This window comes from Rhizobium laguerreae, from assembly GCF_002008165.1.
In the GTDB taxonomy this organism is placed as follows: Bacteria; Pseudomonadota; Alphaproteobacteria; order Rhizobiales; family Rhizobiaceae; genus Rhizobium; species Rhizobium laguerreae.
On record NZ_MRDM01000015.1, the window covers coordinates 89,271 to 113,194 of the forward strand.

At 56.7% G+C, this 23,924-nt stretch carries 24 protein-coding genes and 2 pseudogenes; 6 read left to right on the plus strand and 20 right to left on the minus strand.

Features of this window, described 5'->3' with window-relative positions:
* Positions 1-10: 10 nt before the first annotated feature.
* Together BS630_RS23590 and BS630_RS23595 are read right to left on the minus strand one after the other, a co-directional pair.
* On the minus strand, positions 11-1,639 hold the full coding sequence (locus BS630_RS23590; protein WP_077979349.1) for a thiamine pyrophosphate-dependent enzyme: 1,629 nt from the start codon (positions 1,637-1,639) through the stop codon (positions 11-13).
* 31 nt (positions 1,640-1,670) lie between these two features.
* Positions 1,671-2,858, minus strand: a complete 1,188-nt coding sequence (locus tag BS630_RS23595; protein WP_077979350.1) for an amino acid aminotransferase — start codon at positions 2,856-2,858, stop codon at positions 1,671-1,673.
* A gap of 133 nt (positions 2,859-2,991) precedes the next feature.
* Between BS630_RS23595 and BS630_RS23600 the strand changes: the two genes are divergently transcribed.
* The gene (locus BS630_RS23600) at positions 2,992-3,480 is read left to right on the plus strand and encodes an Lrp/AsnC family transcriptional regulator (protein ID WP_077979351.1); all 489 of its coding nucleotides are present in this window, start codon (positions 2,992-2,994) and stop codon (positions 3,478-3,480) included.
* A 9-nt stretch (positions 3,481-3,489) separates the two neighbouring features.
* Here BS630_RS23600 and BS630_RS23605 read toward each other — a convergent pair whose 3' ends face one another.
* From BS630_RS23605 to BS630_RS23640, 8 genes are all read right to left on the minus strand, one after another.
* Entirely contained in the window at positions 3,490-3,840 is a 351-nt protein-coding gene (locus BS630_RS23605; RefSeq protein WP_077979352.1) for a hypothetical protein, read from the minus strand.
* Complete coding sequence (gene hpaI / locus BS630_RS23610) at positions 3,840-4,649, minus strand: 4-hydroxy-2-oxoheptanedioate aldolase (protein ID WP_077979353.1); 810 nt, start codon at positions 4,647-4,649, stop codon at positions 3,840-3,842. Before hpaI ends, BS630_RS23605 begins: the two co-directional genes overlap by 1 nt.
* A gap of 9 nt (positions 4,650-4,658) precedes the next feature.
* The gene (hpaH, locus tag BS630_RS23615) at positions 4,659-5,462 is read right to left on the minus strand and encodes a 2-oxo-hept-4-ene-1,7-dioate hydratase (protein WP_077979354.1); all 804 of its coding nucleotides are present in this window, start codon (positions 5,460-5,462) and stop codon (positions 4,659-4,661) included.
* 1 nt (position 5,463) lies between these two features.
* On the minus strand, positions 5,464-6,333 hold the full coding sequence (locus BS630_RS23620; RefSeq protein WP_077979355.1) for a fumarylacetoacetate hydrolase family protein: 870 nt from the start codon (positions 6,331-6,333) through the stop codon (positions 5,464-5,466).
* A gap of 12 nt (positions 6,334-6,345) precedes the next feature.
* Positions 6,346-7,812 carry an NADP-dependent succinate-semialdehyde dehydrogenase gene (gabD, locus tag BS630_RS23625; RefSeq protein ID WP_077979356.1) on the minus strand — a complete coding sequence of 489 codons (1,467 nt, stop codon included), beginning with the start codon at positions 7,810-7,812 and terminating at the stop codon, positions 6,346-6,348.
* Between the two features lie 82 nt (positions 7,813-7,894).
* Entirely contained in the window at positions 7,895-8,875 is a 981-nt protein-coding gene (gene hpaD / locus BS630_RS23630; RefSeq protein ID WP_077979357.1) for a 3,4-dihydroxyphenylacetate 2,3-dioxygenase, read from the minus strand.
* A 98-nt stretch (positions 8,876-8,973) separates the two neighbouring features.
* Entirely contained in the window at positions 8,974-10,491 is a 1,518-nt protein-coding gene (hpaE, locus tag BS630_RS23635; protein WP_077979358.1) for a 5-carboxymethyl-2-hydroxymuconate semialdehyde dehydrogenase, read from the minus strand.
* Between the two features lie 56 nt (positions 10,492-10,547).
* Entirely contained in the window at positions 10,548-10,937 is a 390-nt protein-coding gene (locus tag BS630_RS23640) for a 5-carboxymethyl-2-hydroxymuconate Delta-isomerase (RefSeq protein ID WP_077979359.1), read from the minus strand.
* Between the two features lie 119 nt (positions 10,938-11,056).
* On the opposite strand from BS630_RS23640, the gene hpaR reads away from it, so the two are divergent.
* The 4 genes from hpaR (at position 11,057) to BS630_RS38110 (ending at position 14,009) form a co-directional block, all read left to right on the plus strand.
* Entirely contained in the window at positions 11,057-11,515 is a 459-nt protein-coding gene (gene hpaR, locus BS630_RS23645; RefSeq protein ID WP_077979360.1) for a homoprotocatechuate degradation operon regulator HpaR, read from the plus strand.
* A gap of 82 nt (positions 11,516-11,597) precedes the next feature.
* On the plus strand, positions 11,598-13,013 hold the full coding sequence (locus tag BS630_RS23650; RefSeq protein WP_077979361.1) for an aldehyde dehydrogenase family protein: 1,416 nt from the start codon (positions 11,598-11,600) through the stop codon (positions 13,011-13,013).
* A gap of 145 nt (positions 13,014-13,158) precedes the next feature.
* Entirely contained in the window at positions 13,159-13,614 is a 456-nt protein-coding gene (locus BS630_RS38105) for an ABC transporter permease (protein WP_245310474.1), read from the plus strand.
* 32 nt (positions 13,615-13,646) lie between these two features.
* The gene (locus tag BS630_RS38110) at positions 13,647-14,009 is read left to right on the plus strand and encodes an ABC transporter permease (RefSeq protein WP_245310476.1); all 363 of its coding nucleotides are present in this window, start codon (positions 13,647-13,649) and stop codon (positions 14,007-14,009) included.
* A 318-nt stretch (positions 14,010-14,327) separates the two neighbouring features.
* Here the strand turns inward: BS630_RS38110 and BS630_RS23660 are convergent, their stop codons facing one another.
* The 10 genes and pseudogenes from BS630_RS23660 to BS630_RS23705 all read right to left on the minus strand — a co-directional run.
* Positions 14,328-14,735, minus strand: coding sequence for a DUF3830 family protein (locus BS630_RS23660; protein WP_077979363.1), 408 nt, complete (start codon positions 14,733-14,735; stop codon positions 14,328-14,330).
* Positions 14,736-14,752: 17 nt separating this feature from the next.
* Positions 14,753-15,493, minus strand: coding sequence for a GntR family transcriptional regulator (locus tag BS630_RS23665; protein WP_077979364.1), 741 nt, complete (start codon positions 15,491-15,493; stop codon positions 14,753-14,755).
* 37 nt (positions 15,494-15,530) lie between these two features.
* Positions 15,531-17,051, minus strand: a complete 1,521-nt coding sequence (locus BS630_RS23670) for an amidohydrolase family protein (RefSeq protein ID WP_077979365.1) — start codon at positions 17,049-17,051, stop codon at positions 15,531-15,533.
* Between the two features lie 3 nt (positions 17,052-17,054).
* Entirely contained in the window at positions 17,055-17,807 is a 753-nt protein-coding gene (locus BS630_RS23675) for a maleate cis-trans isomerase family protein (protein WP_077979366.1), read from the minus strand.
* A gap of 65 nt (positions 17,808-17,872) precedes the next feature.
* Positions 17,873-19,372 carry an amidohydrolase family protein gene (locus BS630_RS23680; protein WP_077979367.1) on the minus strand — a complete coding sequence of 500 codons (1,500 nt, stop codon included), beginning with the start codon at positions 19,370-19,372 and terminating at the stop codon, positions 17,873-17,875.
* Positions 19,372-19,848, minus strand: a complete 477-nt coding sequence (locus BS630_RS23685) for a RidA family protein (protein WP_077979368.1) — start codon at positions 19,846-19,848, stop codon at positions 19,372-19,374. The genes BS630_RS23680 and BS630_RS23685 overlap by 1 nt, the downstream gene beginning before the upstream one ends.
* A gap of 16 nt (positions 19,849-19,864) precedes the next feature.
* Entirely contained in the window at positions 19,865-20,629 is a 765-nt protein-coding gene (locus BS630_RS23690) for an amino acid ABC transporter ATP-binding protein (protein ID WP_028743859.1), read from the minus strand.
* A 22-nt stretch (positions 20,630-20,651) separates the two neighbouring features.
* Positions 20,652-21,302, minus strand: coding sequence for an amino acid ABC transporter permease (locus BS630_RS23695; RefSeq protein WP_011654132.1), 651 nt, complete (start codon positions 21,300-21,302; stop codon positions 20,652-20,654).
* 54 nt (positions 21,303-21,356) lie between these two features.
* The gene (locus BS630_RS23700; RefSeq protein ID WP_028743858.1) at positions 21,357-22,124 is read right to left on the minus strand and encodes a transporter substrate-binding domain-containing protein; all 768 of its coding nucleotides are present in this window, start codon (positions 22,122-22,124) and stop codon (positions 21,357-21,359) included.
* A 668-nt stretch (positions 22,125-22,792) separates the two neighbouring features.
* Positions 22,793-23,404: pseudogene (locus tag BS630_RS23705) on the minus strand (GlxA family transcriptional regulator); the annotation flags it as partial.
* Between the two features lie 2 nt (positions 23,405-23,406).
* Between BS630_RS23705 and BS630_RS23710 the strand changes: the two are divergent.
* A pseudogene (locus tag BS630_RS23710) lies at positions 23,407-23,820 on the plus strand (2Fe-2S iron-sulfur cluster-binding protein); the annotation flags it as partial.
* Between the last annotated feature and the right edge of the window lie 104 nt (positions 23,821-23,924).

Consider the following 23,924-nt stretch of genomic DNA (forward strand, 5'->3'; position numbering starts at 1 on the left):
TTGATATTTCTTATCCAGCGGGCGGCGTTGGGTGGATGAAGGGCCAAGGGCTTGCTTCGGATCCCTTCTCGATCGGCACTTCGATAAGAACGGGAACATTCAATTGCAGAGCCTCACTGACTGCCAACTTCAGCCCATCCGGAGAGGTCACGCGATACGTTTTCACGCCAAAACTCTCGCCCAGTTTTACGAAATCAGGATTGGTGAGGTCTGAGCCAATGTACCGACCGGAATAGGCTTGCTTCTGATCCCGCAATACGTTTCCGTAGGCATTGTTGTTGAACACGATAGCGACGACCGCGATGTTATGCTGCACGGCTGTAGCCAACTCCTGCACACCAAACATGAAGCCACCGTCGCCCGAGACTGAAACGACTGCCTTGTCCGGATTGCCGACCTTGACCCCAAGCGCGGTATTAAACCCGAAACCAAGATTGTCCTGATAGCCACACGTCACGTACTGTCGAGGACCGTAGACAGGAAAAGCAAACCTGGCGGTGAAGCCCATCTGGCTGATTTCTTCAACAAAGAAACCGTCCCGCGGCAACGCCTCTCTGATGGCGTTCAAATAATCGACTTGAGGCTGAACGGCGGAGAACCGCTGTTTCGCGTTGCGATTCAACTCCGCGAACTCTTTAGTCCGTGGGGCGCTGCCGGTTGTGCCGAGGGCTTCGGACAAAGCCGCGGTTCCAGCCTTTGCATCCGCGACAATTCCGACATCCGGCTTCAACCGAACCATTTCCGTTGGATCGATATCAATCCGTATCACTTTTAGGCCCTTCGGGAGCCACTTCCACCGCATGAATTCGAGCTCAAGACGGCTGCCAATACCGATGAGCACATCGGTGTCTTTCCAGTAATCGAACGCGGCGACAAAATTGAGATAGTTCGGGTGGTCGTCGCTCACCACGCCTTTTCCCGATCGATGGGACGTAATCGGCGCATTAAGCGCTTTGGCCAACTCGGCAACTTCCGCACCCGCATCAACAGCGCCGCCGCCCACCATAATCAGAGGATTTTTGGCGTTTGCCAGGATAGCAGCCGCAGCCTGAATATTGTCAGGATTGACCTGCGGGTCCTCTGCGCGTCTGGTTTCAGGAAGGTCCAGCTCCGGGCCGGTCATTCCAAACACATCCCACGGCGCCTCGACCGCCCCGGGTCCCTGACGTCCGGAGAGCATTTTCCCGATGACCTCGGCCATGACCGTGCCTGTCTGGGACTGATGGTCAATCCGCTCTGCGACCTTCGTGATCCCACGCATGGTCGCCAGCTGATCGGGGAGCTCGTGGAGCTGGCCACGGCCCTGGCCGATCAAGTGCGACATGATATTGCCCGTCAAACACAGGACCGGGGAATTCGCTCCATAGGCAGTGCATAGGGCGGCGCCGGAATTGAGAACACCTGGGCCGGGCACAACCGTATAGGCGCCGATGCGTCCAGTGGACTTCGCGTAACCGTATGCCATGTATCCCGCGCCCTGCTCGTGGCGGGTATGGATGAAACGGATCTCGTTGCGCTTTTCATAAAGAGCATCGTTGAAGTCATACATATGGGCGCCGGGAATGCCGAAGACAGTGTCAACACCGTTTTCGACCAGTGAACGAGCGATGGCCTGCCCTGTGGTCTCTTTGTTCTTCATAATGATTTCCAAACCTGGTTTTTGGGGATGCTCAGGCCGCCGAGCGGGTGCTCAGCGTGCCTTCTGCCGACAGAGCCTTGACGATCGCACCAGCGTCGGAGGGCTGCATCCCCGCCAGGTTCATGCGACCGGAATCCGCCATGTAGATTCCGTGTTTCTGGCGCAATGCGACCGCCGTTTCTTTCGACATCGCCAGGTTGGAGAAAAGCCCTCGCTGGTTTGCGATGAAGCCCAGTTCCGGATGGGCAGATGCAAGGGCGGCGCGGTTACCATTGACCCGAGCGCACATTTCAACCAGCTCCTGCTTCCAGATTTGGGTTAGCTCCGCGCTCTCCAGAATCACGCGTACGGTGGCCGCGCCGTGGTCCGGGGGCATCGACCAGTTGACACGAGCCAACGAAGCCATGTTGCCGTCGGCAATCTTAAGCTGGTCCGCATTGCGGCTAACAAGGTAAAGGGCACCAACACGTTCGCGATAAAGACCAAAATTTTTGTCACACGAATAGGCGACAAGCGCTTCGTCTACTGCCTCGAGGATAAGGCGGGTCGGTTCTGCGTCCGCTTCGAGGCCGTCGCCCAAGCCTTGGTAGGCAAGATCGATGAAGGGAAGGAGTTTGCGCTCCACCAGCTTTGCAGCGATCTGCTTCCATTGGTCGATATCAAAATCAATGCCAGTTGGGTTGTGGCAGCAGCCGTGTAGCAGGATCACATCACCAGCCTGCGCCGCGTCGAGTGCCTCCAAAACACGATCGAAGTCGATTTGCTGCTTGGCAAGGTCGACGAAACGATAGTCTTTCACGGTCAAGCGCGCCGACTCGAAAATCGGAGCATGGTTGGGCCAGCTTGGTGTGCCAAGCCAGACTTTCGCGCCGGGCGCGGCAGAGGCGATGAGTTCAGCGCCCAGTCGCAGAGCGCCGCTTCCACCTGGCGTCTGGATGCCCACAACGTTGCCGGCATCATGATTTGCGCCGAAAATAATCGGCTTCATGAGGTTGACGAAATTCAGGTCCCCTTCAGGCCCGAGATACCGCTTGCTGTCCTGGGTCTCGAGGAGCTGCTTTTCAGCGAGCTTGACGGCCCGCATGACTGGTGTTCGCCCCTGTTCGTCTCTGTAGATGCCGACGCCGAGGTCGACTTTGTAGCCTCTTGGATCGGCCTGAAACGCTTTGATGAGCGCAAGTAGGCTGTCGGCTGGTTGCGCGGTGAGTTTCTCAAACATGTTGTCTACCTCCTAAGAACGTGGCGTAAGCCTACAGGCGCTTTGGTGAGGTTTGTTTGCAATTTTCAGCAAGCTGAGATATTATCGTGCATGAAAATCATCACATTTCCGCCAAATATGCAGATATTTCGACATGACATCAAAGTCACACCCTCTAGATCTGTTCGATGTCCGTCTTCTCGCGGCCATTCAAAGCAATGCTGAGCTGACACAGACTGAGCTGTCGCAAGTCGTCAATCTGTCAGCAGCTCAATGTTCGCGGCGGCTTGACCGGCTGAGAAGTGAGGGTCTGATCCAGAACGTTGTAGCGATCTTGAACCCAGAGAAACTCGGTTTTTCCGTAGTCGCGCACACGTTGGTTAGTCTTCGGTCCCACACGGAGGAAGGGAATGCTCAACTGCATCGCTTCATTGAAACAGCACCTGAGATTCTGGAATGCTATTCCCAGACGGGCGATGCGGATTTCCTGATGAAGATCGTGGCTAGCGACCTTGACCACCTCAGCATCTTTTTGGAACGTATGATCAAGGCCACGGGTGGACTAGCGTCGGTCACCTCGAGCATCGTGCTGCGGACCATTAAGAAGAGCACTGAACTCCCGTTGCAGATTATTCAGACCTAGCGGGATCAACTACAACGACAAAAGCAGGCTATCGGCTACCTTCGATATCGCTACCCGATCTGCGATTGCGATGACAAAACCGGACGCCATAACCATTCCGGCGATTGAAGCTGTCGCAAGAAGATAGCGCCTTCTCCGCCAAAGCGACGGCTCAAGCGCGAATTTGGTGAATGCAATTGTCATAAGAATCATCCCGACGACTGCTGGAGCGATCGTTACAGAAAGAGCATCCGGACGATAAGCCAGTATGAGTGAGCATATTGTAAGGATAGCCGATGCGACGAGCAGCAGAAGAAAACACAGCAATCCGTCTTGCTTCAGAGCGAGACGGTCCGCCTTGGATTTTTCAGGATACGACATCAGTACACGCTCCCTGAGCTGGCAGAACCCTGGCTGGAGACGGTGCGATTGAATTCTTCAATCAACCGCGTCGTGGCGTTCGCGAACAAGGTGACGTCATTTCCAATGGCAACAAATGTTGCGCCGAGATCTACGTATCGTCTGGCAAGTGACAGATCGGCAGTCAAAATTCCTGCAGCTTTTCCATGGGACTGGATGCGCTTGAGAGCCTTCTCAACTTCTTTTTGAACTTCCGGGGTTCCCGGCTTACCAAGATGGCCCATGTCAGCTGCAAGATCAGCCGGGCCGATAAATATGCCGTCGACGCCGTCGATCGATGCGATTTCATCGAGCGCGGCCAGGCCTGCGCGGCTTTCGATCTGAAGCAAGAGACAGATTTCGTCGTTTGCCGTCTGGAGGTAGTCCGGAATCCGGTTGAAGCGTGAGGCACGAGCCAGCGCTGCACCAACGCCCCGGACCCCGCGTGGGGGATAAGACACGGCTTTCACCAAATTCTCGGCCACCTCTTTGCTGTCAACCATCGGGATCAGGAGTGTTTGCGCGCCGATGTCGAGCAGCTGTTTTATGATGTACGTCTCGCCGATTGGCGGCCGGATAACCGCGTGACTGGCTGAACCTTTCATCGCCTGCAACTGGGCGACCAGGAGCGGGATGTCGTTTGGTGCATGTTCGGCATCGAGAAGGAGCCAGTCGAAGCCGGCGTCCGCTGATATTTCGACCGTGTAAGGATTTGCCAGAGCTTGCCAAAATCCGGTTTGAAGCCGCTTTTCCTGAAGCGCCCTTTTGAAGGTGTTGGTTGGAGCTGGCATGGTTTTCCCCTATTCGAAATACAGGCTTAGAGTTCCGTAGGGCCCGAAATCGCCTACGATCGTGTCTCCATGACGGGCCTCAATCGGTCGAATGAACGACCCGGCAAGAACGACCTGCCCTGCTTCTATTCCGTCTCCATATTGCGACAGCCGATTGGCAAGCCACGCAACACCACGAGCAGGTTGATTGAGAACGCCTGCGCCAAGCCCAGTTTCTTCGACCTCCGCATTGCGAGACACGATGGCGCCCATCCAACGCATATCCAGCTGATCCGGGCGCACGGCACGGCCGCCCGTTACGATGCCGGCGTTCGCAGCATTGTCAGAGATCGTATCGAACACGTTGCGAGCCTTTTTCGTCTGGGGATCCAAACGAAGAATCCGCGTGTCGAGAATTTCGAGGGCTGGAGTGACATAATCGGTGGCATTGAGCACATCGAAGACGGTCACGCTCGGCCCCTTTAGAGGCGCCTTCATGATAAAGGCGATTTCAGCTTCGATCCTCGGCTGAATAAACCGGTCTTTCGGGACGACCGAACTGTCCTCAAAGACCATGTCGTCCAGCAATACCCCAGAGTCTGGAATGTTGATGTTGAGGGCATACTGCATCGCCTTGGATGTGAGACCAATTTTCCAGCCCACCACCTGACGTCCGTCGGATACTTTCTTTTTGACCCACGCAGACTGGATCGCATAGGCGTCATCCATCACCATGTCCGGATGCTGAAGTGACAAAAGTCCGGTCTGAACGCGTGTCCGCTCGGCTTCGTCCAGCGCGGTCACAGCTGTTTCTATGTCTGCGTTCGACAGCATTTCAGATCCTCTCGTCGGCAATGGTGTTGCGCAGCAAACCGATACCGTCGGCCTCGACCTCCACGATATCGCCCGGCTTCAGCCAGATCGGCGGATCGAAACGTGCGCCCGCGCCAGTAGGTGTTCCGCAGACGATCACGTCGCCTGGAACGAGTGTCGTAAAGGTTGAGACGTAGTTGATGATCTTCCGGAATGAGAAAATCATTCGACTTGTTCGATCACCCTGGCGGACCTCACCATTGACCCGCGTCTCCAGCTTGATGTCCGCCAGCTGACTTTCGTCAGTATACGGAACAATCCATGGTCCAATCGAGCCCGAGGCATCGAAGTTCTTGCCTTGGGTAACGTTGAACTTGGCGTGCCGGACCCAATCCCGCAGCGTCCCTTCGTTGCAGAGCGACAGAGCCGCTATATGTGAGAGAGCGTCGCTTTCTGGAATGCGTCGGCCTTCTTTGCCAATAACGATAACTATTTCCCCTTCATAGTCGAGCTGAGGGCTCTCCGGCGGCCGGATCAGCGGCTGATCGTGACCCGTGAAGGATCGTGGAAAGCGGATAAATAGCGACGGATTGCTGGGCGCCGTCTGCCCATCTTTGTATTCCTCGTTTCGGTCCGGAAAATTGACGCCGACGCAGATGATCTTTTCCGGCGACGGGATTGGAATGTCCAATGTAACTGCAGCCAAGGGATAGTCGACGGGTGCCGATTGACCTTTCTCAGCCAGCATGTCCAAAGCACCTGCGGCAATAACCTCGCGCAGGGTCGAAAAACGCGGGCGGAACCTGACGGACAGGTCCACCACGCCATCTTCGCGGATTAGGCCGTAACCCTGGCGACCGGAATTCGAAAAAGATGCAAAACGGGGACGCATACGGACTTTCCTTTATTGTTCTTTTGTTGTGACGCCACCAAGGCATACGTATTTGAGCTCGAGGTAGTCATCGATGCCGTATTTGGAACCTTCACGGCCTAGCCCGGACGACTTAACGCCGCCGAACGGCGCTTCAGCGGTGGATATCATGCCGGTATTCACGCCAACCATTCCATATTCGAGGGCCTCGGCTACTCGAAACACCCGCGACAGATCCTTCGCGTAGAAATAGGAGGCGAGACCGAATTCCGTGTCGTTCGCCTTTTCAACCACATCAGCCTCATTCTCGAAGCGAAAGAGCGGTGCGATAGGCCCAAAGGTTTCCTCGGATGCCACGGCCATGTCTTGCGTGACGCCTGTGAGAACAGTCGCTTCGTAGAAGGTGCCGCCAAGTTCATGCGCTTTTCCGCCTTGAATGACGGTCGCTCCCTTCGATACGGCATCCTCAACGTGCTCTTCGACTTTCTTAAGAGCCGCTTCATCGATCAAGGGTCCGAGCGCAACACCCTCATCGAACCCATTTCCGGTCCGGAGCTTACTGACGGCTTTGGCCAGCTTTTCAGCGAACGCGTCATAGACCGCATCCTGGACGTACAGGCGATTGGCGCAAACGCAGGTCTGACCATTGTTCCTGAACTTCGCGATCAAGGCGCCTTCGACCGCTGCGTCGAGATCTGCATCATCGAACACGATAAAGGGCGCATTGCCGCCCAGCTCCAGACCAAGCTTTTTAATCGTGCGAGCAGACTGACGGTAAAGCTCGGCACCAACCTCCGTCGAACCAGTGAATGTGAGTTTGCGTACGACGGGATTAGAGGTCATCTCCGCACCGATCTCACGAGATGAACCGGTGATCACGCTGAACAATCCTGCCGGCAATCCTGCCCGCTCCCCCAATACCGCCAAAGCGATTGCGGAAAATGGCGTCTGAGCAGCAGGTTTCAATACCATTGCGCAGCCCGCTGCCATCGCGGGTCCTGCCTTTCGCGTAATCATCGCGTTCGGGAAATTCCAAGGGGTAATGGCTGCAACGACGCCAATCGGCTGCTTCATCACCAGAATGCGCTTGTCGCGCTGATGACCGGGTATAATGTCGCCGTTGATGCGTCTGGCTTCTTCGGCGAACCACTCGATGAAACTCGCCCCATAAGCGATCTCACCCTTTGCTTCGAGAAGCGGCTTCCCCTGTTCGAGTGTGAGAATGTGCGCCAAGTCGTCCTGGTTTGACATCATCGCTTCAAACCACTTGCGCAGGATTACGCTGCGTTCCTTCGCGGTTCGGGCGGCCCATTCCTTCTGCGTTTCTTCGGCATGCGCGATCGCCGCACGAGCTTCAGCCGCCCCGAGCTTGGGAACGGAGCCGATCTTCTCGCCAGTTGCGGGGTTTGTGACCGCGATGGCGTCCATCTCGTTTGCTTCGATCCAGCCGCCGCCAATGTAAGCGGCCTGGCGAAATAACGCTGGGTCTTTGAGGTTCATCGCTTCGTCACTCCGTGTGGGCCGGGAGAAGAGGGACACAGGACTTGCCAATGTCCCTCGTAGTCTACGTTCGCAATGTAGATCAGGGCGCGATGATCGGTTGAGCCTTAAGAAGCGGCTCCTGAGTTGGAAGGTCGGTGAACAAACTGCCGTGTTCGAACCACGACCGCGGCGCTGGCGCGCCCCACAGTGTCTGACGCTGCGGATCCTTCAGGTCCCACTTGATTGGCTCCAGGTCGGGATCGACAGTCTGGTAGTCCGAGCAGTAAATCTCGATGCGATGGCCGTCTGGATCAAGAATATAGAGGAAGAATGCATTGGAGATGCCGTGACGGCCTGGACCTCGTTCGATGTTTGCCAGATATCCCGTGGTCGACATGAGATCGAGGAGATCGATAATGTTCAAAGGTGTTGGAACCCAGAATGCTGTGTGATGCAGTCGCGGGCCGACGCCGTTTGTGAACGCCATGTCATGGACGCCACCCTTTCGATGCAACCAGGCGGCAAACAGTTTTTTGCTTTCCGCATCCTCAGTGTATTCGGTAACACGGAAACCAATGTCGTTGTAAAAGGCAACGGATGCATCGACGTCGGGCGTGAAGCAGTTGAAGTGGTCGATCCGAAGTGGTTTGACCCCGTGATAAAGCGCGTACTTTTGATGGATGGGCGTCAGGCGATCCATTTTGAAATAGAATTCGAGGGGGATGCCGAAGTTGTCATGGGTGCGCAGGGTGCGTCCCTGGAAAGGGCGCTCCACCCATGCCGTCTTATGGCCTTTTGCATCGAAATAGGCCTTGGCTTTGTCGAGATCTTCCTCGGAGTAGACTTTCAAGGCAAGGTAGCTGATTGCCGAAGTATCGCTCTTCTTGAGCACCATGCAGTGATGGCCGCGTTCTTCCATGGCGCGCAGGTAGACAGTATCTGAGTCTTCGTCTGTGACCTGAAGGCCGAGCATGTCCACATAGAAGGCACGGCTGGCAGCGAGATCCTTGACAAGGAATTCGACATGGCTAAGCCGGACCGTGTTGAACGCTGGGTAGAGATTGAATTGCGGGAGCGGCATAGTTTCCTCCTCGGGGCCGAGACAACCCGTGTTCGGCACTTGTTGTTAAGAAGCGGCCGCGTCTTTCGTTGACGCGGCCGGAGTGTCGCGAAAGCTTGTCAGCCACCCAGCTTCTGGATGGTGTGAGCCGTCGTTGCGAAAGCAATGTTCTTTGTTTCCATGTAAAAATCGAACGACCAGTCTCCGCCGTCTCGTCCGATACCGGAATTCTTCACGCCGCCGAACGGAGTCGGCAGGTGGCGGACATTCTCTGAATTGACCCAGATCATGCCAGCCTCGAGCTGGTCGGTCAGCCTGAAAGCGCGCGTGACATCGGAAGTCCAAAGATAACCGGTCAAACCGTACTGGACATCGTTGGCAATCTTCAAAGCATCCGCTTCGTCCTTGAACGGGATTGCCGTCAGAACCGGACCAAAGATCTCTTCCTGGGCGATCCGCATTCCATTATCGGCACTGGTAAAGAGCGTAGGAGCGACATAGCATCCGCCTCCCGGTCCATCGACCTTATAGCCACCGGCGGCGACAGTTGCGCCTTCGGCTTTGCCGATCTCGACGTATTCCAACACTTTGCGTTCATGGACAGGGTGAATCAGAGGTCCGACGACCGTCTGCGGATCGAGCGGGTGACCGACCTTGATACGTTTGGCCCTCTCGGCAACCATTTCAGTGAACTTGCCGTAGATGCTGTCCTCGACCAGCAATCGGGATGAGGACGTGCAGCGTTCGCCGTTGAGCGAATAGATCATGAATACGGCAGCATCCGCCGCTCGCTCCAGATCAGCGTCAGCGAAAACAATGACCGGGTTTTTGCCACCGAGTTCGAAGTGGACGCGCTTGAGCGTGTCGGCACCCTGCTTCATGATCATTGAGCCCGTCCGGCTTTCGCCAACAAAACCGATCGCCTTGATCAATGGATGTTCTGTCAGCGCTTTGCCGGCGTCCTCTCCTAAACCATTGACGAGGTTCCAAACACCTTTAGGAAGGCCGGCGCTTTCGGCAATCTCGACCAGCAAGCGTGCCGTAAGCGGCGAGAATTCCGCCGGCTTGTGGACGATCGTACAACCGGCCGCCAAGGCCGGTGCAATCTTCCAGGTGGACAGCATGAATGGCGTGTTCCAAGGCGTGATCACACCGACCGGGCCTATGGGGTTCCGGGTGGTTACGTTTACCTGGCCAGGAATACGGATCGATTTGCCGTCTCTCGCTTCTGGTGCTCGGTCTGCGAAGAAACGAAAATTCTCTGCGCCACGTAGCGCCGCCTTCGCCATGAATTTCAGCGACTGTCCGGTGTCCATGCACTCAATGAACGCGATCTCCTCGGCGCGGGCAACGATCGCGTCAGCGATTTTGTGCAAGAGCGCCTTGCGAGCGTCACCAGGCATTGCCGCCCAGGCGGGAAATGCCTTGGATGCGGCTTTGGCAGCACGATCGATGTCTGCCGCTTTGCCGTGGGCGACTGGCGCCAGAGGCTGCAAGTCGACGGGCGAGATTGTTTCGAACGTGGCACCATCTAAAGCAGGGACTGCCTCGCCGGCAATGTGGTTGAGGACGCCGTCGATGCGAAACCGGGCAAGATAGGCATCGGCCTTTTTCTTGTTCTCTTCAAAATTCGTCATGAGATCTCCATCTCGAATGCAGCAGCATTCGCTCAGCCAATGTTCAATGGTGTTTTCTAGGTCCCCGCCCGAAGGCGCGCATGCATCGCATTGTCTTTCCAGCTGAGGGCTGGATCGATCTCGCGCACCTCAAGGGAGAGGGCAAAATGTGGCTCGCTGAAAAGGTCCAGCAGCTCGGCCTTGACGACTGCCATGATCGCGTTGCCAACACGCTTCTTTTCTTCTGAAGATCTGCCCGCGCCAATGCGAAAGCTCATGTCGATGAAAGAATTGCGCTCGTCGAGGTCAGCGATCGCGTAGTCATCGCTAAGCAAAACTCGGACACGAACCGCGCCACGTTCGAACAGCCCACTGTCGAGGATCGCTTTATGAATGACCTCACACAGCGATTTGAAATCGACGCGCGGTTTCAGGTTCGCGGACCCTTCAATAACGAAATGTGGCATTTATCGCTCCTCCGATACTTAACACGTTAACAATCATTGAGCCTTTGTCAACCCACGTCGGGTGATCTCGGCCTGATCGATTATTGACGGGCCGGTAAATTCTCACTTAGACACCTCATATGGATCAGGATAAAAATCACCCTCGCCTTCTGCGTAGCACCCGCCAGGCACTCCCAATCGCACTATTGAAGGCGCGAGAAGCAGTGATGGGTCATTTTCGACCGATGCTTGCGCAGCACAATGTGACTGAGCAGCAATGGCGTGTGCTGCGGCTATTAAGTGAACGGGGGCAAATCGATGCCACCGAATTGGCGCAAGGTGCCGCGCTCCTTGCCCCCAGCCTGACAAGGATGATCAAGGCGCTTGAGGACCGTAAGCTCATCAGGACGACGAAGGATACTGCGGATGGCCGACGTCTGCTTGTCCGGATTGATGACGCAGGCGCTAAGCTCCTCGAAGAAGTGCGGCCCGAAAGTCTTAAAATTTATGAAGAGCTCGAGCTTCGGATTGGCCACGACAAGATCGAAGCCCTGATTTCACTGCTTAACGAGGTCACGGATAAGGCGACGACGCGCTAGTCGAGTTTGCGCCCTTGCTTTCCTTCGCTGATTTACTTAACATGTTTAGTAATTCAGCGACGGAAATAGGAGGAGTTTTCCCATGGTGGACCACCAATACAGGCTTGTCATCGACGGCCAGTCGATCGCAACCGAAGGAACATTCGACGTGCTAAATCCCTCAGATGGTCAAGTCGTGGGGGCAGCGCCAAAGGCAACCGTGGCCCAGTTGGACCAGGCGGTTTCCGCGGCGCAAACAGCTTACGAAAAGTGGAGCAAAGCTGACGACACGACGCGCCAGAAGGCCTGTGTCGCAATCGCTGACACCTTGCGCGATCATGCGGAGGAGCTGGCCCAGCTTCTCACCCTGGAACAGGGAAAACCCTTGAATGGAATGGGCTCCCGGTATGAGCTCGGAGGGGCCGAAGCTTGGGCGCGATACACTGCCGGTCTGGAGCTGCCGGTCAAGGTTTTGCAGGATGACAATCAGGGCCGGGTGGAACTGCACCGCAAACCGGTGGGCGTTGTAGGATCAATTACGCCCTGGAACTGGCCGTTGATGATTGCGATCTGGCACATTGTACCGGCCATACGAACCGGGAACACCGTTGTGATCAAGCCCTCCCCGCTCACCCCGCTGTCCACCATCCGGATGATCGAACTGCTCAACACAGTTCTACCCGCAGGTGTGTTGAATTGCGTGACGGGTGAAAACGACATCGGGGCCGCGATGTCCTCCCACCCTGGTATTGCCAAGATCGTTTTCACGGGCTCGACCGAGACCGGCAAAAAAATAATGGCAGGCGCTGCGGCGACATTGAAACGCCTGACTCTTGAACTCGGTGGTAATGATGCCGGCATTGTCCTGCCCGATTGCGATTCCCGCCAGATTGCCGAGGGACTATTCTGGGGCGCTTTCATCAATGGCGGGCAAACCTGTGCGGCATTGAAGAGACTTTATGTTCACGAGGACATCTACGAGGACGTTTGCCGCGAGCTGACAAGCTTTGCAGCGACAGTCAAAGTCGGTGATGGACTTTCGGAAGATAGTGTCCTGGGTCCGGTCCAGAACCGCATGCAGTACCAGAAGGTCAAAGACCTGGTGAACGACGCGAAGGGGCGTGGCGGGCGCATTCTCATTGGAGGGAATTCTGACGACAACGCTCCTGGGAATTTCTATCCCGTGACGCTGGTCGCGGACCTTAATAACGGTGATCGTCTGGTGGACGAGGAACAGTTTGGGCCGGCTCTCCCGATCATCAAGTATTCTGATCTCGACGAAGTCATCAGGCGCGCGAATGACAACCCCAACGGTCTTGGTGGTTCCGTCTGGGGCAGAGACATTGCAAAAGCAAAGAAAGTGGCAAGCCAGCTGGAATGTGGATCCGTATGGATCAACAAGCATGGGGCTATCCAGCCGAACGTGCCGTTCGGTGGCGTGAAGGGCTCCGGTCTGGGCGTAGAATTTGCTGAAGATGGCCTGGCGGAATACACGACGATCCAGGTCATTTTTCAGTAAGAGCCTGGAGCGCGAGAAAAGAAAGGGACGCCGGGTTCGCCGGCGTCCCTCTTCTTATGTTGTTCCGGGATCGAAGGCTCCGAATTCTACCGATAGGAGACCTGTGTCCGCCAGTTTGGCTTCAAGCGATCTCAGATAGGAAACGTTGAGCACGTTCGGTCTTTGGGTGGTCGAGGAAATCGTTCGAAAGCCCCTCCTCGATGATTTCACCGCTTTCGAGAAACACGATGTGGTTGCCGTCTTCATGGCCGCCCCCATTCTGGTGGTGGTCATCAATGCATTCAATATCAGTGCCTATAACGCATGGCCGCCACCAGGCTTGACGCTGTCGTGGTTCCAAAAGGCGCTATCCACTGCAGGGTTCATCACCGGGCTCTGGAGGTCGCTGACTGTTGCGATCTTTGCGACCCTGACAATTATCCTGATCGGAATACCTACTGCCTACGCGATCTCGCGCTTCCGTTTCCATGGGTGCGAACTTTTGCGGGCAATCCTCTTTGCTCCGCTTGTCGTGCCGAGGGTCGTGCTGGGTTTCGGACTTTTCATCCTGTTCGTGACAACGAGGTCCCAGTATTCGGCACGCTTCCGGGCATTGCACTAGCACACGTAATCCTGGTCGTCCCTTTCGTCGGGGTGATATTTCTCGCGGCCCTGGAAGAGGTAGATCCAACACTTGAAGAGGCCGCGCGCGACCTCGGTGCCGGCCCGATCCGTACGTTCTTTCTGGTGACGTTGCCACAAATGCGCATCGCGCTGCTTTCAGCTTCGTTCTTCTGCTTCATCACATCTTTCGATGAAGTCGAAACTACGCTTTTTCTGGTCCAGCCCGCAGTGAAGACCTTGCCTGTTGCGCTCTATCATTATCTCGAATCCCGGCAGGATCCGACTATTGCTGCGGTCTCCAGCTTAATGATCGCGATTGCTTTCGCTTTCATCCAAGCCGGCATCAATCTGACCAACGGACAATTTTGGAAGCGAATATTTGGGGCTCGATAGGTAGAGATCTAAGCGCTTAGATCGCTCCGCTACACCGCTGCGGGGCGATCTGTTTTCGGCCCAGGCGCTGAAGCGCCTTGACGCCTCCGTCGTCCATGCCGATCGACTTCCTGCGGGTGCCTATGGCTGCCCTGGTGGGTTCTGATGCTTATGCCTAAGCCATCGACCTCCGGGTCTTTCCCGGCGGCGCGATTAATTGTTTTCGAACTATCGGGCGGTGATGGCGGAGCGGCGCGCGGCGATCGCATGAGAGGGCGCATTGGATTTTTTTTCGCAATTCCGCACGCAAAATCGCTCCGCAGTTATGCTGGAATTGCTTTAGATTTTGCTGAACCTGATGTCCTGCGCGCCCTCCCAAAGCACTTTCCTTCCCAATGCGGGGAGCTGGTCGAGCCCTTCCGTGATGGTCAGGAAATGGTTGCCGGCAAGCTGGCCCATCTTGCTGGCAAAGTTGACGCCGCCATAGGCAAGCAGGATTTCGGTTTCGCTGAAGCCGCCGGGATAAAGGATGAACTGTCCGGGCGCCGGGTAGCTCGTGGCGTTTTCAAATCCCAGGCCAAGATCGGTATCACCTAGAGGAATCCAACATCCCTCTCCGCTCCAGCGTACATGAATGATGCGCTCTGCGTATGGCAGCAGTTCCAGGAACCGAGCGCATGTCTTTGGCGCCGCTTCGGTCTCCAGACGTGCTCTGAAGGTGAGGTCTGCTGCTTGTATCTCAATCATTTCGTGCTCTCTTTCAGTCAGGATTTTGCCGATGGTCGCAAACGCTTTTGGCCCGCCTGCGCGGCCCGCAGGTCGCTCAGCGCGGAAATCACGGCTTCGCAGGTGGCCTTGTTGTGTGCTTCAAGCCGCTCCATCAATTCCGCCTGGTCATGGCGACGCAAGGCGTCCATGAAGTCAGTGTGTTCGATCAGCGACTGGTCCCATCGCTCATGACCGTAATTGGCCATGGTTCTTGCCCGGTAGACCTTCTTGGACAGTGCCTCATAGGTATCCTGCAGCGATCTGTTGCGGGTGAGCGCCGACATCCGCCGATGGATCTCCTGGTTGATCCTGAAATAACCGACCCTATCCTCGGCCGCATGGCGGCGCGCCAGTTCCAGATGCATTGCCTGCATTTCCAGATGCTCGCTCGGTACCATCCGTTCGATCATAAGTTGGCCTATCAATCGTTCGATGCCGCCGAGTAGTTCAAAGACCTCGGCCACTTCGCCGACGTCGACTTCCGAAACCCGCGCACCGTGATTAGCCTTCCAAACCAGCCATCCATCCGCCGCCAATACCTTGAGCGCCTCGCGCAGCGGGGTTCGCGACACGCCGAAGTGCTCGCAAAGCTGGATCTCCGGCATGCGGCTGCCGGGCGGAAGTTCCCCTTCTTGGATCATCTCCGTCAGACGCGCGACGAGATCCTCATGCAAGGTCAGGCGCTTTGTAGGCTGAGAATTCCATGTCCTGGATTTCTCTTGCGGGTCTATTGGCATGCACTACCCTCAAAACATGTTGGGACGTTCATAGCATTCAGGACAAGATATCGGGAACGCGGGTGTCGGCCGTCAGGCGGCTGTAAAATGCAGTCAGGTAAGGCTTCAGCCTTTCGGTGAACTGGACGTCCTCAGGGCGTTCGGGCAGTCTTGCCGCCTTTGCTGCGGCTGCTGCCCGGCGCGCCACCTCGCCCGCATCGAGCGCGGTGAGCACGCCATCGCGGTAGAGGATTTTGCCGGCCACCATCGTCAGACGTGCGTCGGCACCTCGGCCCCGCGCGACGAGCGCCTCGATGATCGGCATGTCCTCGTCGAGATAGACGCCCCTGGTGTGGGCGAGCGAGAAGGCAGTGAGATCGGCAAACCAGCCGTTTTCCAACCTGCCGATACGTCCATCAAATCCCGCGATGGCGGCCCCTGATGTCGTCAGCATCTCGATGACCTGTCTGGCCGTGGGCTTTGGCGGCGATGTCCAGTTGCGCCGCCCCGTCAGCATGGAGGCTACCCGAGCTTCGGAAAAGAGGTCTTCGTCATCCATGACGCTGGAATTGTCACTGCCCACGCCCACGCGGACTCCGCTTGCGATCAGGGCCGGCACCGGAGCGGTGGCGTCGCAGAGCCTGAGATTGGAGCCGGGATTGGTCGCGACCATTGCGTTGCCTTGCGCAAGGATTTCGATATCGTCAGGGGTGAGGAACACGCCATGCGCGATGACGGTCTTGGACCCGATTGCGCCAAGTGCTGCCAGATGACGCATGGTCCCTTCGGGATAGAGGTAACGGCAGGCCGCGTATTGCCCAGTGGTTTCCAGCGCATGGATGTGGAGACCGATATCGCGGCGGCGTGCGTCCGCGGCAGTGGCGGCAAACAGCGGATCGGTAACCCATTGAGGCCCCGACGGACCATAGCAGAACGAGACCAGGTCGTTCTGTCCGAAGTCTGCGAGCAGCCGATCCAGGAGAGCCGACGTTGCGGTAAAGTCTTTTTCATAAGGCGTATCGTTGCGTTCTCGCAGGCGGTTCGCCAGATCGTCTGGCAATCCGGCAAGAAACTCGGCTTCCGCTTCCTGCGGAAAAACAATGTTGCCCTGGTCGCAGACACCAATGGCGATGCAGGCTCGTAACCCGGCCGCGCCATACCCGGCAATGCTGCCCCGCAACTCGGCTTCGTAATTCCCTGTCCCATAGGCCAGATCGGCATGCACGGCACAGGTGACGCCGTTCTTCAACATCTCCGCTGATGCCAGGGTTCCTATGGCCCCAAGATCCGGCGAGCCGCGACTGCGTCTCTGCGCCATCCAATGTTCCAGACGCTGGTCGGGATAGCCAAGCTGGATTTGGCTGACGCCCCGGCCATGCTGATGCGCGTTGACCAACCCAGGCATCAGGATCGCGTCCGGCAGATCGATGACCTCGGCATGCGGGTAGGCTGCTTCAAGTGCAGCGACAGGGCCGCTGTCGGCAATCAGCTTTCCGTCCACAACCAGCCCATGGCCCTGTTCCAGAGGAACATCGTGGCCGCGCAGCAGGTATTCCGGCTTCAGCAATATCGGTGTCATCGGCTAGTTTCCTTCGCGCATGGCGATGGGTTGGACGTTCTGGAACAGGCTGCCCCAGCCTTTTACCAAACCCGGATCGATTCCGGCCAGGAAGAGGGATTTCCATACGACGGCGGCGATGCTGTCATAAATGGGTATCCCGATTTCCTGCTCCATGCGATCGATTATGGTAGCGGCCCTAAAATTCGTGCACATCACCATGATCGCGTCGGGTTTCTCCTTGGCGACGTCGCGGATGAGATCGGCAATCTGGTCTTCGCTCCACTGCGCAAAACTGTAGTTTCCGGGGTCGTCGAGGTGCCGCTCGATCGAGCAATCAATGCCCAGACCGGCGTAGTTCTCGATGATCTTTCGCTGGATTTCGGGTTGGTAGGGCGAGACAAGCGCTACCTTCCGGCAATTCGTGATCGATAGTATTTCGTTGATAGCCAATACCGATGTTGTCGCGGGAATGCCGGTGCGCTGGAAAATCTCAGCACAAAGTGCCTCATCATTGGCCTGTCCCAGCCAACTCCCCGAAGTCCCGCTCCAGCCGATCACATCGACCTTCGCGTCGGACAGCAATTCGGCTGCCTGAACGATATGAGATGTCTGAAACTGCACGAGATCGTGTGGTTCGAGCGAGATGCGCGTCACCCGAAATCTCTGGAAGTGACTGCTGACCGATCGGATATTGGCCGTCATGGCCACCGTGACCGGTTCAAGCACCGTGTTGGAGGATGGGGTCAGCATTCCCAGCCGCACCCGCTCGTCCAAGGAGGTTCCTCTTGTAAAACGGTCAGCACCGTGACTTGGCATGTTGGTTCCTCCTGATGATTTTTTTATAGCGCGCATTCGAACCTGGCAGGATAAGTGTCGGAGGCAATCGGATGACAGAGGCACCGGGCATGGATGCGTCTGTAGGGTGCGAGCAAAGGTGCGACGCTTTCCTCGACGGCGGTAATGATCGGTTCAAGCTCGGCATGGATTTCCTGTGCTTCCCGCAGAATCGCCGCCTCGTCGATCAGCGTCAGCTTTCCGTCGCGGAAAATGACCGTGCCATCGACGATGGAGAGACGAAGACCGGAGCCTGTCTCGGCATAGACCAGTTGGCGGATGGGGTCGTTTAGGGGAACGAAGGCGATCTGGTCGAGACTATAGCCGGACAGGTCGGCTTTCATGCCCACCTTGATCTCGCCGATCTGCTTCTCAAGGCCCAGTGCCCGTGCCCCGCCCTTGGTCGCTGCATGAAATGCCTCCGGGGCGGTGATCCATCGGTCCGGATCGTTGCCACGCAGCTTCTGGACATAGGCGGTATTGGAAACGGCGCGCAGCATGTCGGCCGTTTCGACGAGGCCGCACCCGTCCGTGCCGAGGCTGACATTGATGCCGGCATCCAGCATCTCCCGCATTGGCATCAGGCCGGAGCCGAGTTTCATGTTGACGGTGGGATTATGCTGCACGGAAGCGCCTGATGCGGCGATGATGGAGATATCCGCCGGCGTCAGCCAAACCGCGTGTATTAGCGCCGTTTTTTCCTTGAGAAAGCCCAGCCGATCGAGATGGGCAAACATGCTCGACCCATACATGATCTGGCCCGTGACGGCTTGAAGGCGCGTTTCCTGCACATGGGTCATCACAGGAAGGTCGAATTCGTCGGCGAGGCTGCGGGTCGCCTTGAGAAAATCATCGGTGCACCGCTGGGGAGCCGATGGAGCAACGATATATCCGACGCGATGTTCGGAAGGATGACGGGAACGTGCCATCTCCCGCGCCAGCGCGAGGATATCGCCGGCAGGGGTCGGACGCACGGCGTCGAGTTGCGCCAGCAGTTCTGCCGGGAACTCTTCTTCGACAAACGGCATGGCCCGAAAGAACGGCCGGTCAAACAGGGTGAACCCCAGGAGGGCGCGGATGCCGCAATCCTCGTAAGCCTGGAAGGCTGCATCGACATGGCTGCGATCGAGCATCGGACTGACGTTCATGTCGTCTACCAGCGTGGTGGCGCCGCTGCGGATCGCCTGGATCGCACTGATAAGCGTTCTGACATAAACCTGCCGGGCCGTCAGCGGCACCGGTTTCAGCGGTCGGACGAAGTTCATGACAAGTTCCAGTGGTTGCCCCTCGAACCGTCCCTTCAGATAATTCTCGTGGGAATGATGATGTCCGTCGATGAACCCCGGAGTGACCAGGAGCCGGCTTGCATCGATGACAGTTCCTTGGGGAGGCCTGGCACCGGTGGGCTGAAGGTCCGCGATCCGGTCGGCCTCAATGAAGATATCCGTCGCACGGCCGCGCTCGTTGCCGGCGAGCGTCGCGGCGGTCAATGTGATCGAGTCCATTAATTCACCTCCACAATGCAATCCACCTCGACGGAGGTGTTGAAGGACAAGCCTACGACACCGATCGCAAGGCGCGTGTGCGTGCCGGCCTCGCCAAGGGCGGCTATCAGAACATCGGAGCAGCCGTTCAGCACGAGATGCTGGTCGGTGAAGCCAGGGCCGGAATTGATGTAGCCGGTAAGCCTGACGATTTGCCTGATCCGGGAAAGGTCGCCGAGCATTGTCTGAGCACGATTGAGAAGACCAATGGCGCATTGCCGCGCCGCCTCATAGCCTGCATCAACTCCAATCTCGCTGCCGAGCTGTCCGGTGATGCCGGCAACGACCCCGTCATATTCCATGGCCGACAGCTGTCCGGAGAAATACAGGAGATTTCCCACGCGGATGGCCGGCTTGTAGAGGCTCGCAGGCTCTCTGTAGCCTCCGAGCACGATGCTCATATCAGCCAATCTCTGGGTGATCGTCGCGTGTGACATTGTTAGGCTCGCATCGTCAGACATGGTTGAAAAACCTGAGAAACTGCTTGGTTTCCGGCTGCTGGGGATGGCGGAAGAGCTCTTCAGGCGTTCCCGACTCGCACACCAGGCCGTTTGCCATGAAGATGACTTCGGACCCCACATCTGCCGCAAACTTCAGTTCGTGGGTTACCACGACCATCGTCATGCCGGTGCGGGCGAGATCGAGCATGACGTCCAGCACCTCATTCACCAACTCAGGGTCAAGCGCCGAAGTCGGTTCATCGAAAAGAATGACCTTCGGCCCCATGGCCAGGGACCGGGCGATGGCCACACGCTGCTGCTGGCCACCGGACAGTTGCGAGGGACGTTTATTCATGTGGCTGCCGAGGTGGACCTGCTCGAGAGCGGCGGTGGCTATCTCTCGTGCCTCAGTTCTACTCTTACCCCGAACCCGGTGTGGCCCAATCGCGACATTGTCGAGAGCGGTCAAGTGGGGGAAAAGGTTGAACCGTTGGAACACGAAGCCGATGTCCGATCTCTGTCCGGCAATCCTGGCTTCGGAATCCCGCACCCATTTTCCACCATCACCAATGAAGCTGCCGCCAAGGCTGACGCCTTCGAGATAGACGACGCCCGATGTCGGCATTTCCAGGAGATTGAGGCAGCGAAGCAGGGTGGTCTTTCCGGAGCCGGACGCGCCGAGCAGCACCACGGTCGACTTTTGGGGCACGTTGATATCGATGCCCTTCAGCACTTGAGTGCCTCCGAAAGACTTGCTGAGCTGTTCGGTCCTGAGCATGGGAACTGTAGAAGGCATCACGTCACCACTTCGGCAGGATGTTTTCGAGTTTTCGGGAGAGAACAGTCAGCGCCTTGACGATGACATAGTAGTAGATCGCCAGTAGGCCGTAGACTTCCAGAGGCGCGAAATACATGGAGACGATGGATTGACCGGACCGGGTCAACTCAAAAACGGAGATAGCCGAAAGAAGCGATGTGTTCTTGGTAAGATTGATCACTTCGTTGGTGGTTGGCGGCACGATCTGGCGCAGTGCCTGCGGCAGCAGGATCCAGATCAAGGTCTGGTGTTCCCGCATTCCGATCGAACGGGCGGCCTCGGACTGCCCTTTCTCAATCGAACCTACAGCGCCGCGGACGGTTTCCGCTATAAAGGCCGCTCCGTTCAGCCCAAGGGCGGTCACGCCCGCCCAGAACTCGTTGAAGCCAATGCCGAAGCCAGGCAGCACGAAGTAGACGAAGAAGATCTGTATCAGCAGCGGCGTGCCGCGGATAACGTCGACATAGATTGCAACCGGCGTGCGGATCAGCCGCGACTGTGCCAACGACACAAGCCCGAGCGCGATTCCGAAAACGATTTCCGCTATCCCGGCAAGAACCGCGATCTGTATCGTTACGACCGAAGCCTTTGCCAGAAGTGGCACAGACAGCCACACTATGTTCCAGTCAATCATTATCGAGCCTGCCGAGGGAGGGTTCCGGTGGCGTCGCGCCACCGGTCAGGGAAATCATTCCATTACGGGAACGGTGGTCGGCATGTCGAACGCAACGCCGAACCATTTCGTCTGCAGTTCCATCAGCTTGCCGCTCTTGGTCGCAGCCAGGAGCTGTTCGTCAATATACTTGCGAAGTTCCCCGTCCTCCTTGCGGATGCCGATCCCGGCAAGGCTGCTGCCGGCAACTTTTTGCACCAGCGCATATTTGCCGGGCGCGTTCTTGATGACAAGACCAAGGTTGGTCATGTTGCTGATCACGCCATCGACCGTGCCCTGGTTGAGGGCGAGAATGGACATCGGCTCAGAATCGAAAACTTTTACCTCTCCGAAACCGTTGCCCTTGGCCTTCTCCACCTGCTCGTTGAATTTCGGCATCGACGCTTCCTCGGGCGTGCCGGCCTTGATGGCAATGGGTTTTCCCGACATGTCGTCGAAGGACTTTATCGTGCCTTCGTCTGCGGCGCGTACCAGCATGGCAAGCGAGGAGTCCGCGTAAGGGATGGAGAAATTAACCTTCTGCATCCGCTCCTTGGTATAGGACAGCGAACTCATGATGATATCGAACTTGCTGGAAAGCAGGGCAGGGACGATGCCTGACCACTGGGTATCGACGAACTCCGGCTTCACGCCGAGATCCTTGAACATCATCTCAGCGAGATCAACGTCATAGCCAACGATCACGCCATTCTCCCGATAGCTGAAAGGCGCAAAAACGCCTTCGACCCCGATCTTGATGACGCCGTCTGCCTTGATGGCGGCGAGCGTCCGCTCGGCTGCCATGGCGGATCCTGCGCCAACGGCTACAGCCAAACCCGTTGTGGCTGCCAAAAACAGTCTGCGAGTGAAATTCTGCATTGTGTTCCCCTTTTTTATTCCAAGAGTGAAATCCAGGAAGCAGCAATCATGTAATACATTATACAATCATAGTAAATATCAAAAAAATAGGCAAAGTCGTGATCAAAAAATATGCAAATGCTTTCTAACAATATAAATATGCCAATTTGAACAGGTAATGTACAATATTTACAGCCTTGGATAGTTGGTAATTTTGAAATACGAAATCTGGAAGTGGTGAATATTCATTCTAGAGAATATCGAGGGCGATATTTTTCCTGATGACTGAAGTGTCACTTGGCCATCTGCCAACGCAGGGATTTGATGCACCCGAGTGCGCAACACCCTTGCTCACGAGGTGATGTGGCGGCGGCTCTTCATTGTTCAGAGAGAAGGCTTCGTCAAAAGCCTTCCGACCCTCATTCCGCTGAAGGCGGTTTTTCGGGCAGCCTGCACTGGCTTTGATGCACGACGCTTTCCTCTCAGCATAGACACGGGCTGGCGGTTGAGCCTCGACGTCATGCTGTGGTCAAACGGCGCAAGAGAGATGGGACCACTTTGTCGGAGAAGCCAGCGATCGAAATGCGTATGCTGGGGACCGTATCCCAAAATTATCAAAGCGCACGGTAGCTCAACACCGTAGCACGCATTCTGGTGGGGCTTTGTCCGAATGTCTGGGAAAATGCACGCGAGAAATGCGATGCATTCTCGAACCCGACTTCAAGGGCAACTTCGATCAAGGATGCCTTGGTCTTGATGAGCAGTTGCTTGGCGCGTTCCATCCGCACCCGCCGGTAGACGAGGGCGGGGGAGCTTTTGGTTTCGCCCATGAACAGGCGCTCGAGCTGCCGCCTGGAGAGCCCGACCGATGCGGCGGGTTCCTCGATCGGCAGCCGTCCCTCGATATGCTGCTCCATCATGATCAGCACGGCCCTGATTCTCGGATCCTTGCATTCGATGGAGAGCGGTTTGCGGGTCTGGATGGCAAGCGCGGTTCGCGCTTTTTCGATGTGGAGAACCTCGAGCGCATTGCGCTCGGCTTCCTTGCTGATGTGACGCCGCACGATCAGCGCCGCCATGTCGGCGGCGCTGCTGCCGCCGGCGCAGGATCTGCGTGTCCGGTCGAGGTTGAAAATTCGGTCGGAGCGAACCTGGTGGTCGGGGAAGCGCTCGCGAAACGCGTTGTAATGTAACCAGCTGACGCAGGTCCGGTGTTCCTTCATCAGTGATCAGGTGCTGCGGCCCGGCTCCGTTCATGGCGGCGTCACGCACGATTTCCGCCGACCTCGGCGTGCCGCCCGAAAATTACATCGAAGAGAGTTTTGACGCCGCCGTGATCGACGACGCTCCGCCTCCGATGACGGCCGAGGCAGTGCTCGCACCCTTCAAGGTCGAGTTTGCCAAGCAGGGTCGTACGATTGACGTCACATCCGATCAGACCGTGCTGTCCTGCGCAAAGAAAGCCGGCATTAAAATCCCGTCATCCTGCTCGAACGGCCTCTGCGGCACCTGCAAATCGAAACTCGTCAGCGGCACCATCAACATGCACCACAACGGCGGCATCCGCCAACGCGAAATCGACGCCGGATTTTTCCTGCCCTGCTGTTCAAAACCGCTCACCGATCTGGTTATTGAGCGATAAGGCTTAAGCTAGATATTAGCTGGCCACGCGAAAATTGAGCATTTTATGTGGCTGTCGCGGCTGTATTTTAGTAGCTAAATGACGTTCTGGAGTTCGTGTCCCTT

Excerpts from the sequence above, each read along its gene's own strand:
- BS630_RS23640 (WP_077979359.1), bottom strand. The coding sequence starts at position 10,937 with ATGCCACATTTCGTTATTGAAGGGTCCGCGAACCTGAAACCGCGCGTC.
- BS630_RS23685 (WP_077979368.1), bottom strand. The coding sequence starts at position 19,848 with ATGTCACACGCGACGATCACCCAGAGATTGGCTGATATGAGCATCGTG.
- BS630_RS23660 (WP_077979363.1), bottom strand. The coding sequence starts at position 14,735 with ATGATTGAGATACAAGCAGCAGACCTCACCTTCAGAGCACGTCTGGAG.
- BS630_RS23680 (WP_077979367.1), bottom strand. The coding sequence starts at position 19,372 with ATGGACTCGATCACATTGACCGCCGCGACGCTCGCCGGCAACGAGCGC.
- hpaH (WP_077979354.1), bottom strand. The coding sequence starts at position 5,462 with ATGCTGTCGAACGCAGACATAGAAACAGCTGTGACCGCGCTGGACGAA.
- BS630_RS23695 (WP_011654132.1), bottom strand. The coding sequence starts at position 21,302 with ATGATTGACTGGAACATAGTGTGGCTGTCTGTGCCACTTCTGGCAAAG.
- BS630_RS23600 (WP_077979351.1), top strand. The coding sequence starts at position 2,992 with ATGACATCAAAGTCACACCCTCTAGATCTGTTCGATGTCCGTCTTCTC.
- BS630_RS23595 (WP_077979350.1), bottom strand. The coding sequence starts at position 2,858 with ATGTTTGAGAAACTCACCGCGCAACCAGCCGACAGCCTACTTGCGCTC.
- hpaR (WP_077979360.1), top strand. The coding sequence starts at position 11,057 with ATGGATCAGGATAAAAATCACCCTCGCCTTCTGCGTAGCACCCGCCAG.
- BS630_RS23700 (WP_028743858.1), bottom strand. The coding sequence starts at position 22,124 with ATGGCAGCCGAGCGGACGCTCGCCGCCATCAAGGCAGACGGCGTCATC.
- gabD (WP_077979356.1), bottom strand. The coding sequence starts at position 7,812 with ATGAACCTCAAAGACCCAGCGTTATTTCGCCAGGCCGCTTACATTGGC.
- BS630_RS23605 (WP_077979352.1), bottom strand. The coding sequence starts at position 3,840 with ATGTCGTATCCTGAAAAATCCAAGGCGGACCGTCTCGCTCTGAAGCAA.
- BS630_RS23620 (WP_077979355.1), bottom strand. The coding sequence starts at position 6,333 with ATGCGTCCCCGTTTTGCATCTTTTTCGAATTCCGGTCGCCAGGGTTAC.
- hpaD (WP_077979357.1), bottom strand. The coding sequence starts at position 8,875 with ATGCCGCTCCCGCAATTCAATCTCTACCCAGCGTTCAACACGGTCCGG.
- BS630_RS23590 (WP_077979349.1), bottom strand. The coding sequence starts at position 1,639 with ATGAAGAACAAAGAGACCACAGGGCAGGCCATCGCTCGTTCACTGGTC.
- BS630_RS23650 (WP_077979361.1), top strand. The coding sequence starts at position 11,598 with ATGGTGGACCACCAATACAGGCTTGTCATCGACGGCCAGTCGATCGCA.
- hpaI (WP_077979353.1), bottom strand. The coding sequence starts at position 4,649 with ATGCCAGCTCCAACCAACACCTTCAAAAGGGCGCTTCAGGAAAAGCGG.
- BS630_RS23690 (WP_028743859.1), bottom strand. The coding sequence starts at position 20,629 with ATGCTCAGGACCGAACAGCTCAGCAAGTCTTTCGGAGGCACTCAAGTG.
- BS630_RS23665 (WP_077979364.1), bottom strand. The coding sequence starts at position 15,493 with ATGCCAATAGACCCGCAAGAGAAATCCAGGACATGGAATTCTCAGCCT.
- hpaE (WP_077979358.1), bottom strand. The coding sequence starts at position 10,491 with ATGACGAATTTTGAAGAGAACAAGAAAAAGGCCGATGCCTATCTTGCC.
- BS630_RS23670 (WP_077979365.1), bottom strand. The coding sequence starts at position 17,051 with ATGACACCGATATTGCTGAAGCCGGAATACCTGCTGCGCGGCCACGAT.